13 protein-coding genes are annotated in these 15,966 nt (G+C 53.7%); 4 read left to right on the forward strand and 9 right to left on the reverse strand.

What is annotated here, in order from left to right; all coding sequences use genetic code 11:
- Positions 1–23: 23 nt before the first annotated feature.
- Positions 24–2,612, reverse strand: a complete 2,589-nt coding sequence (hrpB, locus tag QEH52_RS04820) for an ATP-dependent helicase HrpB (RefSeq protein ID WP_308948941.1) — start codon at positions 2,610–2,612, stop codon at positions 24–26.
- A gap of 145 nt (positions 2,613–2,757) precedes the next feature.
- Here hrpB and ilvA point away from each other — a divergent pair, with 145 nt between their 5' ends.
- Both ilvA and QEH52_RS04830 read left to right on the forward strand, forming a co-directional pair.
- Positions 2,758–4,296, forward strand: coding sequence for a threonine ammonia-lyase, biosynthetic (ilvA, locus tag QEH52_RS04825; RefSeq protein WP_308948942.1), 1,539 nt, complete (start codon positions 2,758–2,760; stop codon positions 4,294–4,296).
- Positions 4,297–4,310: 14 nt separating this feature from the next.
- Positions 4,311–5,261, forward strand: a complete 951-nt coding sequence (locus QEH52_RS04830; RefSeq protein WP_308948943.1) for an AEC family transporter — start codon at positions 4,311–4,313, stop codon at positions 5,259–5,261.
- A gap of 100 nt (positions 5,262–5,361) precedes the next feature.
- Here the strand turns inward: QEH52_RS04830 and QEH52_RS04835 are convergent, their stop codons facing one another.
- The 7 genes from QEH52_RS04835 to QEH52_RS04865 form a co-directional block, all read right to left on the reverse strand.
- The gene (locus tag QEH52_RS04835; protein ID WP_345785444.1) at positions 5,362–7,845 is read right to left on the reverse strand and encodes an ATP-dependent Clp protease ATP-binding subunit; all 2,484 of its coding nucleotides are present in this window, start codon (positions 7,843–7,845) and stop codon (positions 5,362–5,364) included.
- A 30-nt stretch (positions 7,846–7,875) separates the two neighbouring features.
- On the reverse strand, positions 7,876–8,964 hold the full coding sequence (locus QEH52_RS04840; protein ID WP_308948946.1) for a protein arginine kinase: 1,089 nt from the start codon (positions 8,962–8,964) through the stop codon (positions 7,876–7,878).
- Positions 8,961–9,470, reverse strand: a complete 510-nt coding sequence (locus tag QEH52_RS04845; protein ID WP_308948947.1) for a UvrB/UvrC motif-containing protein — start codon at positions 9,468–9,470, stop codon at positions 8,961–8,963. The genes QEH52_RS04840 and QEH52_RS04845 overlap by 4 nt, the downstream gene beginning before the upstream one ends.
- A gap of 147 nt (positions 9,471–9,617) precedes the next feature.
- Positions 9,618–10,484, reverse strand: coding sequence for a branched-chain-amino-acid transaminase (gene ilvE, locus QEH52_RS04850; RefSeq protein ID WP_308948948.1), 867 nt, complete (start codon positions 10,482–10,484; stop codon positions 9,618–9,620).
- Between the two features lie 245 nt (positions 10,485–10,729).
- Entirely contained in the window at positions 10,730–11,866 is a 1,137-nt protein-coding gene (locus QEH52_RS04855) for a hypothetical protein (protein WP_308948949.1), read from the reverse strand.
- 27 nt (positions 11,867–11,893) lie between these two features.
- A complete protein-coding gene (locus QEH52_RS04860) occupies positions 11,894–12,673 on the reverse strand; it encodes a hypothetical protein (protein ID WP_308948950.1) in 780 nt (259 codons plus the stop codon).
- A 16-nt stretch (positions 12,674–12,689) separates the two neighbouring features.
- Entirely contained in the window at positions 12,690–13,283 is a 594-nt protein-coding gene (locus QEH52_RS04865) for a DUF4013 domain-containing protein (protein WP_308948951.1), read from the reverse strand.
- 7 nt (positions 13,284–13,290) lie between these two features.
- Between QEH52_RS04865 and QEH52_RS04870 the strand changes: the two genes are divergently transcribed.
- Both QEH52_RS04870 and QEH52_RS04875 read left to right on the forward strand, forming a co-directional pair.
- The gene (locus tag QEH52_RS04870; RefSeq protein WP_308948952.1) at positions 13,291–14,193 is read left to right on the forward strand and encodes a polyprenyl synthetase family protein; all 903 of its coding nucleotides are present in this window, start codon (positions 13,291–13,293) and stop codon (positions 14,191–14,193) included.
- Positions 14,194–14,207: 14 nt separating this feature from the next.
- Complete coding sequence (locus tag QEH52_RS04875) at positions 14,208–15,089, forward strand: CvfB family protein (protein ID WP_308948953.1); 882 nt, start codon at positions 14,208–14,210, stop codon at positions 15,087–15,089.
- Positions 15,090–15,099: 10 nt separating this feature from the next.
- On the opposite strand, the gene QEH52_RS04880 is transcribed toward QEH52_RS04875, so the two are convergent.
- Entirely contained in the window at positions 15,100–15,837 is a 738-nt protein-coding gene (locus QEH52_RS04880) for a hypothetical protein (RefSeq protein ID WP_308948954.1), read from the reverse strand.
- Between the last annotated feature and the right edge of the window lie 129 nt (positions 15,838–15,966).

The raw sequence follows: 15,966 nt of genomic DNA on the forward strand, positions 1-15,966 counted from the left end.
AGGGGCTGACAACCAGCGCTCCCCTAGCGCCACTCGTGCTTGGGATAGCGACCAGCTAGCTCTTTACGCACATGCGCATAGGCGCCGGACCAAAAACCATCGAGATCCTCGGTCAGATGAGCGGGCCTTTGATTAGGCGCAAGTAGCTCGACTAGCAGTGGCACCTGCCCATTGGCGACTCGTAGCTGTGCGCCCGGCACATCGTAAAAGTCCTGCAATTTAGAGGCGATAATCGCGCGCCCATCGGCCTCGTAGCGAATACGAGCGGGACGCTTACGGCGCGGCAAATCCATTTCAGCTGGCGCGTAGGTGTCGATATAATATAGCTGCTCTGGGCGGATCCAATCTTTGACAGTATCCAGCACTGGTCGGTCTTTGATTTCTTTGTAACTAAGAGCACCGTGGCAAATTTGTTCTATCAAGAGCTGGCGTGCCTCGTCGTCGATCGCGGCGATCTCTGTTTCGGGGCAATGACGTGCTACAAAATTAACACGTTGAATCCAATTTTCGACCGCCGCATCCCAATGCTTCAAATTCAATTTGCCAGCTTGCACTTCAGCGGCCAACAAAGCCGCGGCTTGGTCGTAGTCAGGCTCTCCTTGATCTTTGGCCTGCAACACTAGATCACGAAAACGTCGCTCCGTTCGGCAGACCACTCTACGCGCCGAAGCATCATAGCTAGTGGCCGTGCCCTCGCTGAAGTCCGCGCCAAACAGTGCCTCCAACCACTGAGGCTCCACCGCGGTGGCGAGCCCCAACAACACAGTGACCTCGCCACGTAATTCACGCTCTTCGAGCTCAGAGGCGACCAACAAGACAGACTCAACCACACTCTCGCGACGTAACTCTCCCGAGCGCCCATGCACCATACGGCAGCGACGTGTACCACGATCATTTCGCAGTGCGAGATGATCCGAAAACGCCACCAGTATGCACTTACAGATGCGCTCTTCGAAATCAGGCAAGGGACCGGAACGCGTGTCTAAGCCAGCCTTTTCGGCCAATCTCAAGATCTGTTGCGCCACGGCGCTGGCTTGCCGCGCAGCCCCTCCATGTATGCCTAGAGCAGCACATGCATGCGCATTAAACTTGGCCGCTTGTGCCAGCTCCCAAGCTTTTAAATGCACAAAATAATCGGAGCGCGCATCGGCATGATCTTCAATCTGGCGCAACTGCTCACGCCGCACACGGTCTTCACGCGCGGCTCGGTAGAAGGGCCGCCCCTGGCTGAGTGCCGCGATCAAAGCCACATCTGGCAGCACCCCCAAGCGGTCTCCCTCAATTAATAAGCGTGCATAGCGGGGATGCAATGGGAAGTCCGACATCTGACGACCCAGCGGACTGATGCCCAATTCCCCCGATTCTGTCATGTCAGTGACAGCGCCCATGCCCTCGAAGGCCCCTAAATCCTGCAACAACTGGTAGGCGCGCCGCAGCGCCTCATCCGTGGGTGCTTCAAACCATGGAAACACAGTTAAATTACAAATGCCAGCCGCCGCCAGCATCAACACCGTTTCGGAGAGGTCGACCCGTTTCACTTCCGCCTCGTCGCGCTCTGAGCGAGCCAGGTGTTCGGCCTCGCTCCATAGTCGCAGGCATACACCCGGCCCCGTCCGCCCCGCTCGACCCGCTCGTTGTTCAGACGAAGCACGACTGATCGGCTCGACCAAGATAGAATTGATGCCACGCCGTGCATCATAGCGTGCAATACGCGCGAGTCCGCCATCGATGACCGCACGCACGCCATCGATGGTGATCGAAGTTTCTGCGACGTTGGTCGAGACTATGATTTTAGGGCGCTCACCACTGCTTACCGCTCGATCTTGCGCATCAGGCGGTAATTCGCCGTGCAGGGGAAGCACCTCATACGCACGCGATTCTGGCAGTGCTTGTATCGCCTCCATGGTCTTACGAATCTCAAATGCGCCGGGCATAAAGATCAGAACATCGCCTTCCACTTGTCCCGCGATTGATTTCTTAAAAGCGCTGGCGGCCCGCTCCCAAACGGGCGCCGCCTGCCGCCCGAGCGCGGCACCAGTGTAGCTGACCTCAACCGGATACATGCGTCCCGAAGCTTCCACTCGGGCGCAAGGGTCCAGATAGGACTGTAAGACATCAATGTCCAAGGTGGCTGACATCACAACCAGCTTCAAATCGGGCCGCTGCGCAGCCACAGATTGCAGGGCACATGCGAGGCTTAGATCACTGGTCAAATGTCGCTCGTGAAACTCATCAAAGACCACCGCCCCCACGCCCTTTAAGCCCGGGTCTGATAAGATCTGTCGTAACAAAATCGCCTCAGTAACGAAGCGAATGCGGGTCCTCGCGCTGACTACATTCTCAAAACGTATTTGGTAGCCGACCTCTTCGCCCAATTTAACGCCACGCTCGAAAGCGACCCGTTTGGCGAGCAAGCGCGCCGCCAAACGCCGTGGTTGCAACACGACGATCTCTCCCTCGATACCGGAACGGTCCAATAGAATTTGCGGCACCTGCGTGGACTTACCTGACCCCGTGGGCGCAGAGAGCACGACACGCCCCGTGGCGGCTAGACCTGCCAGTAAATCGTCGGCGACATCGTAAATAGGGAGATTTGAAGTAGATGATTTCATGAATGTAGTGCCGCACCATTTGAGGCAGAATCATTCTCCTGCGTAAAGGCTGGAACAGGGCAAAGCATGTTTCTGGCTAAAACATGCACACTCAAAGGCGCTTTCGAAGTTGAGCCTGCGCACAAAACACTGTCCACTCTAGCCTATGGACAGTGAATCACTACAGCGCAGTCTCCGTCAGGAGATACTTTTTGCACGTCGCCGGATCTATGAGGTCGGCGAAGCAACGCCGCTGCATTCGATTATTCTACAAGAGCCCGAGCTCGAGATTTTCGTAAAACGCGAAGACCTCTCGCCGATCCATGCCTACAAATGGCGCGGCGCCTACAATCGCATGGCACTGCTCAGCTCAGAAGAATTAGCCATCGGCGTAGTGACCGCCTCTGCTGGTAATCACGCGCAAGGAGTGGCCCTAGCCGCTCGCAAACTGGGCTGCCACGCAATCATTTACATGCCACTCTCGACCCCGCGCATGAAACAAGTGGCCGTGCAACGCCATGGGGGCGACTGTGTCACCATCCGCCTGCACGGCGACAGTTATGATAGCGCCAGCGCGGCCGCACACGAATGCGCCGCGCAAGATGGGCTTACTTACATACACGCTTACGATGACCTAGCGGTAATGGCCGGCCAAGGCACACTGGCCGACGAGATCGTGATGTCTGGCAAGGGTCCCTTCGATGTCGCGTATCTACAAGTCGGTGGTGGCGGCATGGCGGCAGCCACCGCCACATGGTTAAAAATGAACTTCCCCGACATCCGCATCATTGGTGTCGAAGGCGTGCAACAAGCCTCGATGGCAGCCGCGGTGAAGGCAGGCAAGCCGGTCGCGCTGGATCAAGTCGACGTCTTCTGCGATGGCACTGCCGTGCGCAAAGTCGGCACGCTCACCCACCAGATTTGTGCCGAACTAGTCGATGAGTGGGTGACGGTGAGTAACGATGAAGTCTCAGCCGCGATTCAATTTCTCTGGGAGCAATTGCGCTGCATTCCCGAGCCTTCGGGCGCGATGGGGGTAGCGGCCATTTTAAAACAACGTGAAGCACTCGCCGGAAAACGCGTGCTCAGTGTCCTCTGCGGGGCCAACATGGACTTTGAACAGCTGGCCACCATCGCACGCCGCTCGGCGGTCGGCGCGGCACGGCGACGCTATCTAAAAATCCAGATCCCAGAAAAAGCTGGCGCGATGTATGGTTTGCTTGAGTCACTGCCCGACACTGTGAATATCGTGGACTTTCAATACGGGAAAACAGACGCCGAACTGGCGGGGCCGGTGATCGGCTTTGACCTGTCGCCAATGCAATTTAGCGTGCTCACACAAGCGCTCAGCGATGGCAACTATCCCTACAATGAAGTCAGTTCGGAGACCGATGTGGATGTAGCCTTTCGACTAATCCACTATGATTCCAAATTGCTCCGGCACCCGATTTTTATAACGCTGGAGTTCCACGAACGCTCCGGTGCACTCGCCGACTTCCTGCGAGCAGTCAGTCCACATTCTAATCTCGCCTACTTTAATTATGTATATTCCGGCGAGCGCGTAGGCCGCGCACTGCTGGGCTTTGAATTTGAGACAGCCGAGGCGCATGCGCAATTCGAGCAGGTACTAGAATCTGCCCAACACGCCTACCGTGCCTATCAACGCGTATCTGAGAGTTCGCTCAAGCGCATACTCGGTAAGTGAAGAGCGATTAACACATGCACGACTCCGGACTCATTTTCTCGGCCATCACGCCGATTTTTTTCATTATATTGGCAGGCTTCATCGCTCGGCGGCTAGGCTGGCTGAACGAAGCCGCCGACCGCAGCTTGATGACGGTGGTGGTCAACCTACTCTACCCGGCCTTTATCTTTTCGCTGGTGTTGGGCAACGAAGCGCTACGCGATCCGGCCAATATCGTACTGCCCCCGCTGATCGGACTCACCACGATTATAGCAGGCTTTGGTAGTATTATGTGGCTCGCGCGCAAACTCAATATCGGGGACCAGCGCGAATGTCGCACTTTCGCTTTCAGCACTGGGATTTATAACTACGGCTACTTCCCGATTCCGATCATCGCGCTGCTTTTCAGCCGCGAGACCACCGGCGTGTTGTTAGTCTATAATGTTGGGGTCGAAATCGCGATGTGGTCGCTCGGGGTCGGCTATATCCTTTCGGCCAACGATCCTAAGCCTATCTGGCGGCGCCTGCTGAGCGCGCCCGTGATCGCGATTCTGATCGCAGTCCCTCTGAACTGGCTGAAGGTCGACCAACACTTGCCCAATTTCGCATTTGAATCGATCAACCTTCTCGGTCAATGCGCGATTCCACTGGCACTACTCATTATCGGAGCCACTTTCGCCGACCTCGCCAAGGGCGTGCGCATGTTCAATCGCCTGCGAATACCGGTGGTGGCGGTGTTAATTCGCCTCGGGATCTTTCCCGCGCTCTTAATACTATTCGCCTTCCTGTTCCCCTTCCCCACAGAGCTCAAAGCGGTGATGCTAGTGCAAGCCGCAATGCCCTGTGGCGTCTTTCCGATCGTACTTGCCCGGCAATTTGATGGCTCACCGGAAGTGGCCCTAAAAGTCGTGCTCGCGACCACGGTTGTGAGCTTTGCCACCATCCCCTTGTGGATTACCTTCGGAATGCGCTTACTTGGGCTGTAATTTTATCCCAACAAACTAATTTTGATTGGATAGCTCCCCTTGAAAACAAAAGCGCCCCACTCGGACTCGAGAGGGGCGCTGGAAAACTTGATTCTAGAGCTTAGGAGCCGACGGGCTGCTCTTGAGTAAATAGCAAGCCTTTGCCGTCTTCATTGACTGTCACTTTGATGACTTCGCCTGGCTTGATCTCGCCGGAGAGGATGGCTTCAGCGAGGGAGTCTTCGAGGTATTTCTCTACGGCTCTACGCAAGGGACGTGCGCCGTATTTCTCGTCGTAACCTTTATCAATCAGGAAGCTCTTGGAAGCATCGTCGAAATCAAATGTGAGCTCGCGCTCTTTCAGACGGTTGGAAACGTTGCGAAGCTCAAGCTCCACAATGGCCTTCATGTCTTCGCGAGCAAGTGACTTAAAGATGACTAGGTCATTCAAGCGATTGAGGAACTCAGGCTTAAAGACGCGCTTAGTTTCATCGAGGATTTTCTCGCGAATTTTTTCATACTCGTTTTCCGCATTGCTCTCGATCCCGAAGCCCATCGATGTGTTGCGCTGCAAGATGTCAGCGCCGACATTGGAGGTCATAATCAAAATGGTATTTCGAAAATCAATCTTACGGCCAAGGCTGTCGGTGAGGCGACCTTCTTCCAGCACCTGCAAGAGCAGTTGCACCACGTCCGGGTGTGCTTTTTCGATTTCATCGAAGAGCACGACGGAGTAAGGCTTGCGACGCACCGCTTCGGTGAGTTGTCCACCCTCTTCGTAGCCGACGTAACCGGGAGGCGAACCCACTAGGCGCGACACCGCGAACTTTTCCATATATTCCGACATGTCGATCTGAATGATGGCATCCTTATCGCCGAACATTTCTTCCGCCAGCACCTTAGCCAACAGAGTCTTACCCACACCTGTGGGTCCGAGGAACATGAAGGAACCGATCGGGCGCTTAGGATCTTTTAGATCGGCGCGGGAGCGGCGGAGTGCTTTAGAAATAACTTCGGTGGCAATGCCTTGGCCGATCACTTCGCGCTGTAGTTCACTCTCCAGCTTCAGAAGTTTCTTACTTTCGGCCTCTTCCATGCGTGAGAGCGGAATCCCGGTCCATGCGGCGACCACTTGCAGCATTTCTTCTTCATCCACAAGGAGTCGGTTCTCCTCACGGTTCTTCTTCCACTCTTCGATGAAGTCAGCCTGCTTCTTGCGCAATTGCTTCTCTTCGTCGCGATATTTCGCGGCACCTTCGAAATGTTGCTTAGCGATGGCATCTTCCTTCTTAGCACAGACTTCCTCGATCTCTGCTGTCATAGCCTCGATTTCTGAAGGCTGTTGCAGGGATTCGATACGTGCGCGTGCGCCGGCCTCATCGAGAATATCGATGGCTTTGTCGGGCAGGAAGCGAGTCGTGATGTAGCGCTCGGAGAGCTTGGCAGCTGCTTCGAGGGCGCCGTCAGTAAAGGTGCACTTATGGTGATCTTCGTATTTACCACGAATACCTTTCAAAATAAGCACGGTGTCTTCGACCGAGGGCGCTTCCACTTTGACAGATTGGAAGCGACGATCCAGCGCACTGTCCTTTTCGATGTATTTACGGTATTCCGCTAAAGTGGTGGCACCGATACACTGCAGTTCACCCCGACTGAGCGATGGTTTGAAAATATTAGACGCGTCCATGGCACCTTCAGCGGCACCAGCACCCACGATAGTATGCAGCTCGTCGATAAAAATGATCACATTCTTGGCACGGCGGATTTCATCCATCACGGCCTTAATGCGCTCTTCAAACTGGCCACGATACTTGGTGCCAGCAACCATGAGCGCGAGATCGAGTGTGATGACACGCTTATCAGCAAGAATTTCGGGCACAATGCCAGAGGCGATCTCCTGAGCAAGGCCTTCAACGATGGCAGTCTTACCAACGCCAGCTTCACCGATCAGCACTGGATTATTCTTAGTGCGGCGGCAAAGGATTTGCACGACGCGACGAATCTCGTCGGAACGTCCGATCACGGGATCGAGCTCCCCTTTCTTAGCCAGCTCGGTCAGATCACGACCAAAGGCTTTGAGCGCGGGCGTTTTGCTGTCTTTCTTATCTTCGGGCGTATTCGCCTTACCACCGGCTGCCGCCGCCTCCGGTTCACCTGAAAAATTGGGATCAAGCTCGGTCAAAATCTCGTTGCGGCAACGCTCGATATCAACATCGAGCGACTTAAGCACACGGGCAGCAACCCCCTCGCCCTCACGCAGCAGGCCGAGTAAGATGTGTTCGGTGCCGACGTAGGAATGGTTGAGGGCCTTCGCCTCTTTACCAGCAAGTGCGAGCACCTTCTTCACACGAGGTGTGTAAGGGATATTCCCGGAGGGCTTACTTTCGGGACCAGTGCCGACTTGTTTTTCAACTGCCGAACGCACGGTCTGCAGGTCGAGCCCCATCTTTTGAAGCACGTTGACAGCGACCCCTTGGCCTAAATTGATAAGACCGAGCAGCAGGTGCTCCGTGCCCACGTAGTTGTGATGAAAGCGGTCGGCCTCCTTGCGAGCGAGTGCTAAAACTTGTTGAGCGCGCGGGGTAAAGTTATTCATAGGTTCCATAAGTGCGATAAGAGCGTCGTTTAAATGTATCTAACCTAGGTCTTTGACCTTGTCAAAATCGAGAGATGGTAAACGGGCAAAATTTTCGCGAAGAATATCTGCCCGGCAGAGATCGCGGGCCTCGGGCTCGATGCCCTCTCCTGCGGAATATTGAATGTGGCCTGGTTGACACTCGATGAAGAGTCGGTCGACATCGGATCGGTTGGCCTCTGGTAGCATTTCAAAATCGACAGCCAAACGCATCAACGAGAGCAGGTTCATGGCCTCATTAGAGTTAAGCACGTGCGCATTTTGTAATACACCAAAAGCGCGCCCGATCTGGTCCAACAACCGGGCGCGGTTCTCCTCTAGATATTTAAAGCGCGCATTGATCTCGTGATCGATGATCGTCTTAAACACACTCCCTAGTCGCGACATGATTTCTTGCTCACTTTCGCCCAAGGTTTGTTGGTTGGAGATTTGAAAGACGTGTCCAGTCGCATCCGAGCCCTCGCCAAAGAGGCCGCGCACGGTGATGCCGAGTTGGTTGACTGCTCGGATGACTTTTTCCATGTGCTCCGAAATGACCAGCCCTGGCAGGTGCAGCATGACCGAGGCCCGCATTGCGGTGCCAAGGTTGGTGGGGCATGCAGTCAGGTAACCAAACTCTTGTGAGAAGGCCACGTCGAGGCCGTCCTCCAAGCCTGTGTCGAAACGATCGATTTGCTTCCAGACCGAACGCAAGCTAAAGCCAGACTTCAAAAATTGGATGCGCAGATGGTCCTCTTCATTAATCATGACCGAACAGGTCTGATCTTTGTTGATAAAGACACCAGAGCCAGACTTGGACTCGCAGAGCTCGCGACTGATCAGGTGGCGCTCGACCAACACTTGCTTTTCGAGGTCCGAAAGTTCAGCGATGTCGTAAAAAACACCGTGCTTCATTTGTGTAAGATCCGCAATTTGCTCCGCACACCTAGTCATAACGTCACTCCGCTGTGACGAATTGGCACGCTCCGGAAAGGGTGTGCCCACTATATTACGAGCCAAGCGCACGCGGGTGCTGAGCACAACGGGAGCGCCCTTCTTAGTGCTTTGGGTCAGCTCGGCGTTGTCGGAGTTAATCAAAGACTCAATCATGATTCGACCGCCTCCGCTTCGGCAGCTTGTTTAATGGCGTGGATTTGATCACGATATTTAGCCGCGTCCTCGTAGGCTTCTTCCTCGATGGCGCGCTGCAAAGCATTTTCGAGAGTCTGCAATTCAGCCTCACTACTTTGGCGTGAGAATGCGATTTCAGGGACCTTGCCCTTGTGGACGACGCCTGCGTGCATATCTTCCAAGACCGGGCGCAGTAAAGGCACAAAGCTCTGATAACAAGCCGCACAACCGAGACGGCCTGTGCGACGGAAGTCCGCAGAGCTCAATCCACAATCGGGACATGTGATTTGAGGCTCACCCTTTTCAGGAGTGAGATTGGTCTTTGAGAGTAAATCCGCCAAGGAGAAGCCTTCGGGGTCGGTCACCCCTTTGGCTTGCGCACAGGACTCACAGAGATCGACTTTAATAATCTTATTATTAACGATCTGAGTCAGGTGGACGGTTGCGGGATTATTGCAATGACTGCACTTCAGGTTTTTGGCCATGATGTAAAGATAGCGATGCCAACTGAGATCGCAAAGCTAAAGCTAATTTTTAGTGACTTCAGCGATGCGATCCCAAAATTGACGGGTTCACGTAAATTTGACATCAATTTGCATAAATTGTGCCAATCGTAAGATGAACTATTAAAACTAGAGCATCGTGCCCTCGACGCACACACGGCGACGGAAGGCTTCGAGGAACTTAGCGGTGATCTTGCCCGGCTTGCCGTCACCAATCTTGCGAGCGTCGACTTCAACGATCGGGACAATTTCCGCTGCGGTTCCAGTCAAGAAGAGCTCGTCTGCGACCCAGACATCGTAGCGGGTCATATTCGACTCCCGCCAAGGGATGCCCAGCTCTTCAGCAATCTCCAACGCGGTGTCGCGCGTGATGCCCTTGAGTGCTCCCGCGCTCGCAGACGGAGTGATCAACTCGCCCTTATGAATGATAAATACATTATCACCGGTGCACTCAGCCACGTAGCCTTGGTCGTTGAGCATGATCGCCTCTTGATAGCCAAGGTGCTGCGCCTCGATTTTGGCCAAAATGTTATTTAAATAATTGAGCGACTTAACTGTAGGCGGCAGCGCTGCCGGGTTACAGCGACGTGTGGGCACCGTAATGATCGGCAGACCGTGTTCGTAAAACTCCTTAGGATAGAGCTGAATGGTGTCGGCAATGATGATGAGCTGTGGCTGATCGCAATTCTTGATAGAGAGCCCCAGACTTCCGACACCGCGCGTAATCACTAAACGAATATAACCGTTTTTAAGACCATTGGCACGACAAGTTTCACAGACCGCATCGGAGATCTGTTGGCGCGACCAAGGCATCTTCAGCATGATCGCCTTCGCCGAGTATTCTAAACGCTCCAAGTGCTCCTCTAGCTTAAAGACGCAACCATCATACAGACGGATGCCCTCGAAAATACCATCGCCATAAAGAAGCCCGTGATCGAATACTGAAACCTTGGCCTCGTCTGCATCGACTAACTGATCATTTAAGTAAATTTTCATAAAATGAACAATATTGAGAGCTGATATGCTTTTGTCTAGTCCACATGTGCAATGTGTATAACAAAGCGCCGTCCCTCGTGAGAGACGGCGCTTAAACAAACAACAAACTTAACAAAAAACTATAATGCAGTATGTAGTTATAGACGCAGTCGGCCTGCTCGCGTTCAATTCTCAGACATTTTTATTTCAAAAAAACAAAAACACGACACAACCAACTCCTAGACAATAGCTTACAGGATAATTAATTATAAATGCTTTATAATTTCAGCCTGCATTTCCTTGGCATCTTCCCAATCGCTCAAATAAATCGTCAAGTGGTGTAAATAAAGATGCGACGGCGTCTCCTGAAGAATGCTCTCGAAGAGCACGCCCAGAGAGCGGGCTGGATTATAGTATGCGGGGTTGATACGTGCCATACGCAGTAGCAAGATCTCGTAACGTGCCCGAACTCGCTCTTGCACCGCAGGATCGGCGCGATGTAGCCACAAGGAACGAAGGTTTAACTTTTTCTCGCCGGACTCTAAGGCAAAGGGCTCCTGCAAGTTGGCCAATGTAGTTAACCATTCGCGCGAAGTATCCATCGAGTCGATCACATCATACTCCTGTTCCAGTAGATCCGCCATGCGCGCATGGAACCAGTCCTCTGCGCTCACGGGCTCCGCCGTGGGGCCACTCGGCTGAATCGCTGTCCTCAAGGCTTGTTCGATATCTCTCCCCGCCGTCGCTTGCTGAAATAGACTCACCACAGTATCACGCTTTAAATGACTCGATTTCAATGCAGTGAGTAACCAGTAGCCCGCATCTGAGTCCACACTACCGGCAGCCTTCGCATGCTCGGATTGTAGCCTTGCGACGATCGCCTGCAGCGAACCGAGCGGGCTCTTTCGTCTGCGCTCAAGTGCCTCGACAAACTCGGCAGAGCGCAAGCCATAATAGATTTCGTCGGCCAATGCCTCCACTGGCCAAGCGCGTAAATTAGTGGCTGCGAGCCTGCCATAATTGAATAACGAATACTGGCGCAGCAAGGCCTCGGCCAGTGCACGGCAGGTCCGCTGTAAGGTCATATCATCCTCCCAGCGCACATCCAGTTGCACCGAATTACGCTCGCCCAGCCCCACTCGATAATCACCCTCAAAATCAACATGTATCTCTGGGCGCAGACTCAGCAAAATGGGTTGCGGAAAATCCATGCCCTCTGCCTTCAAGTAGCGTTGCGCAATCTCTGCACTAAATACGCTCAACTCGCTGACATAAGAGACGGAGCGTAAATCCAGCCCCAGCACTTCAAAATACTGATTGCGCACGGTGCGCAACTGGGGAGCCGCTCCCAGCGTGGATACGGCCAGCAGCCAAAGAGCCAACAAGGAGACTAATTTACGCATAACAAAAGAACGACGCATATGAAGCGATTAGCGCAATTCAAAGACAAATTGATTGTCCACGATTTTGACCGTATCCGCACGTGCAAATGCCTCAGAGATAATTTGATACTCTTCAGACGTGGCGAAGCCCTGCATTAAGACCCCTAGTATGCGAGCTCCCAAGATCCCTGGTAGTGGCACCTTAGCACTTCTCACGTTAACAGAGCGCAGCTTCACCTGATTCCCCTTTAGCGCACAACGTGCAAATATCATAAAGTCCCCAGTCGCGCCGAAAGCTGTGATGCTCGTGGGCACATTTAGATAAAACTCTCCTTGGTCCGCAATGCCGAGGTTAGGCACACCTGGCACAATCAATAAATTTGCCGCCTCCTCGTCGTCGCTATCAACCACCCCCGGACGAAATTTAGACGCCATCCACGCATTCATCTCTCCGACAGAAAATGCCACGCTCTGCGCACCTGCAGCGCTCAACTGCTTACGTTTCGCTTCCCATGTGCGCGAACTATAAACCTCGCCCTCAATAAAATGTGCGCTTCCTGGCTTTGGTCCCAAAGTCGGCAAAGCCCCTTTAGCGCTGGCAGCATCCTTTCCTTTTATAGGCTCCCCCGACTCGGCAGCCACCTGCGCCGCTTCAACCGCTGCGGCAGCCTCTGCCAAGGATGCTTTATACTCAGCTTGACTCCCAAAAGCCTGCGCCGGAAAACTCGACATGTAAACAAAGCCCAGAAGCGCTCCAAATAAGGCCATTAACAGAGCACATAAGTAGAGTCCTATGGCACTCGGTGTTTTTTCAGCGTCAATCGGCATATCTTAAAAAATAAAGTTAACTTTGCTCCAGACTACGGAAGCGCAAGCTCGTATAGGTAATCATCATGAGGAAGCCGGCGAAGATCGCAAAACCATAAAATGGTAAAAATAACACCATCATCCCAAGAAAAACCAGAGCTGGCACCAATAAGCGCGGCCACTCCATCCGCGTCATCCGAAGAATCAATGCGAAGTCTAACAAGTCCTTAAAGTCCTTGCGCATATTATAACGATAGAGCGCAGAGCTAAACAAAAGCGTCGCCAATAAAACCACCGACAATAGGAAAATATTGCTCAAGGCCCCCAGCCCAATGCATGCCATCAACCAAGTGACAAAGCACGCACACAAGATCGGCAGCAGCCAATAGCCCAACCAAACCACCGCAAAGCGCAAACCATCTTGAAACAGGCCCGACCAATCGCGCCAGGCGGGCAAGACAGGCTGCCCCGATCGACGCACCGCATGCGAAAGTCGGAACAGGTAGCCGAAGGCAAACAGATTCACAATCGGCACGAAAGACAAGAGGCCGCCGATCAAAAGATTCACCCAAAATCCGGGCAACTTAAGCAGACGATTAAAAACTTCTTCAAATATTGGCGTTTCCTTCATAAAAAGTATGGTCCAAGCTAGCGCAGTGAATCCCGTATTAAAAGAAAAATTGGATCAGTATCGTGCACGTGTTGAAAGCGGCATCGATCAACTCTTACCTGCAGCCGACACACGTCCGGCTAAGCTGCATGCTGCCATGCGCTATTCGATGGAAGCCGGCGGCAAGCGCATCCGGCCCGCATTGCTATTTGCCGCCAGCGAATTATTTGAAGCACAGGCCGATCCGCTCGCCGCCGCCGTTGCGATCGAGTGCTTACACACCTACACACTCATCCACGACGACCTGCCCTCGATCGACGACAGCGAGCTACGCCGCGGACGCCCCAGTTGCCACGCACAGTTCGACGAAGCCACCGCGGTGCTGGCAGGCGACGCGCTACTGACCTATACATTCCAGCTACTAGCTCGTGCCTACAGCGAGCATCCCGCACTGGCCACTCGCTTGATCGGCGAACTAGCCGACGCCAGCGGCAGCGAGCGCCTGATCGGAGGCCAGCAAGAAGATATCGAAAACGAAGGTAAACCGCTCGATGCCGACACCCTGCGCTACATACACGAAAATAAAACGGCCGCCCTGCTCACGGCCGCACTCAAAATGGGCCTCTTTTTCTGCGCGCCCACGCCCGAGCAGATTCAACTCGTCGAGGAAGCCGGCTACCACCTAGGGCTCGCCTTTCAAATCGTCGACGACATACTCGACGCCACCTCGGACGCCGAAACCATGGGCAAACCCGTCCGCAATGACGCCGCTGCCGACAAATCCACCTATGTCGCCCTCCACGGGATCGAAGGCGCACATGCCGAGGCCAAACGCCACACCGAAGCGGCCATACAAGCACTCGAAAAGCTCGGCGGCGAAAACAAGCTACTAATTGATCTCGTGCGCGAGCTCGAAACGCGTATACACTAGCAGCACTCTATCAAATGGCTAATATTGGAAAATACAACACCCTCACCGTGCTCGAAAAAAGCGACCACGGCCTTTATCTCGACGGCGGCGCGCATGAAAAAATCCTCATGCCCACACGCTATGTCACCCCCGAAATGACAATCGGCTCCGAAGTCGAAGTCTTTGTTTATAACGACTCTGAGGATCGACTGGTAGCCACCACCGAAACGCCCTACGCACAAGCCGGCGAATTCGCCTATCTTGAAGTGATCAGCGTGCACCCCACTGCGGGCGCCTTTCTTGACTGGGGACTGAGCAAAGACCTGCTACTCCCTTACCGCGAGCAAGGTAACACACTCTTCACCGAAGGCGACGGAGCCATTGTCGCCGTCTATGTCGACGAATATACCAATCGCGTCGTCGCCTCCACCCGTTTACATAATCACCTGCCACCGGAAAAGCCACCCTACGAAGTGGGCGATGCCGTGCAGGTGCTGATTTACGGCGACTCACCACTCGGCTTCAAATCCATCATCGACAAGCGCTACCGCGGCCTCCTCTACCATGAGGAGACCTCCGACCAGCTCGAACCTGGCGATCAATTTACCGGCTATATTAAAAAGGTTCACAACGACGGCAAGATCGACCTCCGGCGCGATCCTTCTGGCTACGGCCGGGTCGACGGCGTCAGTAAAGTCATCCTAGAGAAACTCGAAGCCGCTGGCGGCGCATTACCCTTCAATGACAAAAGCACCCCCGAAGACATACGCGCCACTTTCGACACCAGCAAAAAGGCATTCAAGCAAGGAATCGGGAGACTCTACAAACAGCGCCTAATACTGATCACAGAAAGCGGCATCGAGCGAGTCCAAGAGGGGCAAGAGGTCCAAGAGGGACAAGAGTCGACTACGCGCTAATTGAGCGCGTTTATTGCCCTCCTTCGCTCAGGACCGCGCCCGCCTGATACAGCTCACGGTTACTCGACTGAAATTCCGCTTTGAGCCGCACCCGAAAATCGATCAAATCGACTAGCTTCCAAGCATTCAGCCGCCACAAGCCGTCGACCTTACCTGCGTGCGCGACCCCCACGATTAGGTGACTCGCGTCATCTAGAATCTTGTTTGTCGCGCGCTTGGGCTCAAAATAGAAGGTACGGAAGCTACTACGCTCACTCCCTTGTTTGTAAACCTTCGGATCAATGTAAAAAACCCGCCCACTCGCCGAATGCACGAAGCGTAAATCTGGATAGCCAGAACGTTGCTCCTTGCCAGAGGCATTGGGCGGAATCGAACATTCGTAGCCCTCCAGCGCATTGAGCTGCTGTAGTAAAAAGTCTTCCACATGCCGGCTGATCTCGTTCACCCGCCCGACCGCATGGATTGCATTCTCCGGCTTCGCCAATTCCAGCAACATCGCATCCAAGCTTGCCTCGACTTGAGCGAGCATCGCCGCATCCACCGCGTCCGAGCGATCGACGGGCAACACTCGGCGCCCCGAAACCGCCTCGGCCACCGCCGCAAAGCGAACATCTTCCAAGCGCTCCCCATCATCCAACAACCAATGCACAAAAGGCTGAATATCTGCATTCTGTGGCTGAGGTTCAGCCGCAAAGCCACACAAATTAAAAAAAAGTCCTGCTAGAAATAGGATACTATAAGCCTTCATAAATCATAAATAAAGAGATTATCGGCAATGACTCACACGAGCACAAGAGGCTAATCGGCGCCAGAGATGTCACTAAAACGCACAGATAGAAGCCAGTGGCAAGAAACACGGGCCAGTTGACAAGCCTAC

The organism is Thalassobacterium maritimum (genome assembly GCF_031127805.1).
GTDB classification, from domain to species: Bacteria; Verrucomicrobiota; Verrucomicrobiia; order Opitutales; family Coraliomargaritaceae; genus Thalassobacterium; species Thalassobacterium maritimum.

What these genes read in the sequence shown, in the direction of transcription:
- ilvE (WP_308948948.1), bottom strand. Translation starts at nt 10,484, where the DNA reads ATGAAAATTTACTTAAATGATCAGTTAGTCGATGCAGACGAGGCCAAG.
- QEH52_RS04860 (WP_308948950.1), bottom strand. Translation starts at nt 12,673, where the DNA reads ATGCCGATTGACGCTGAAAAAACACCGAGTGCCATAGGACTCTACTTA.
- QEH52_RS04840 (WP_308948946.1), bottom strand. Translation starts at nt 8,964, where the DNA reads ATGATTGAGTCTTTGATTAACTCCGACAACGCCGAGCTGACCCAAAGC.
- QEH52_RS04845 (WP_308948947.1), bottom strand. Translation starts at nt 9,470, where the DNA reads ATGGCCAAAAACCTGAAGTGCAGTCATTGCAATAATCCCGCAACCGTC.
- ilvA (WP_308948942.1), top strand. Translation starts at nt 2,758, where the DNA reads ATGGACAGTGAATCACTACAGCGCAGTCTCCGTCAGGAGATACTTTTT.
- hrpB (WP_308948941.1), bottom strand. Translation starts at nt 2,612, where the DNA reads ATGAAATCATCTACTTCAAATCTCCCTATTTACGATGTCGCCGACGAT.
- QEH52_RS04880 (WP_308948954.1), bottom strand. Translation starts at nt 15,837, where the DNA reads ATGAAGGCTTATAGTATCCTATTTCTAGCAGGACTTTTTTTTAATTTG.
- QEH52_RS04830 (WP_308948943.1), top strand. Translation starts at nt 4,311, where the DNA reads ATGCACGACTCCGGACTCATTTTCTCGGCCATCACGCCGATTTTTTTC.
- QEH52_RS04835 (WP_345785444.1), bottom strand. Translation starts at nt 7,845, where the DNA reads ATGGAACCTATGAATAACTTTACCCCGCGCGCTCAACAAGTTTTAGCA.
- QEH52_RS04870 (WP_308948952.1), top strand. Translation starts at nt 13,291, where the DNA reads ATGGTCCAAGCTAGCGCAGTGAATCCCGTATTAAAAGAAAAATTGGAT.
- QEH52_RS04875 (WP_308948953.1), top strand. Translation starts at nt 14,208, where the DNA reads ATGGCTAATATTGGAAAATACAACACCCTCACCGTGCTCGAAAAAAGC.
- QEH52_RS04855 (WP_308948949.1), bottom strand. Translation starts at nt 11,866, where the DNA reads ATGCGTAAATTAGTCTCCTTGTTGGCTCTTTGGCTGCTGGCCGTATCC.
- QEH52_RS04865 (WP_308948951.1), bottom strand. Translation starts at nt 13,283, where the DNA reads ATGAAGGAAACGCCAATATTTGAAGAAGTTTTTAATCGTCTGCTTAAG.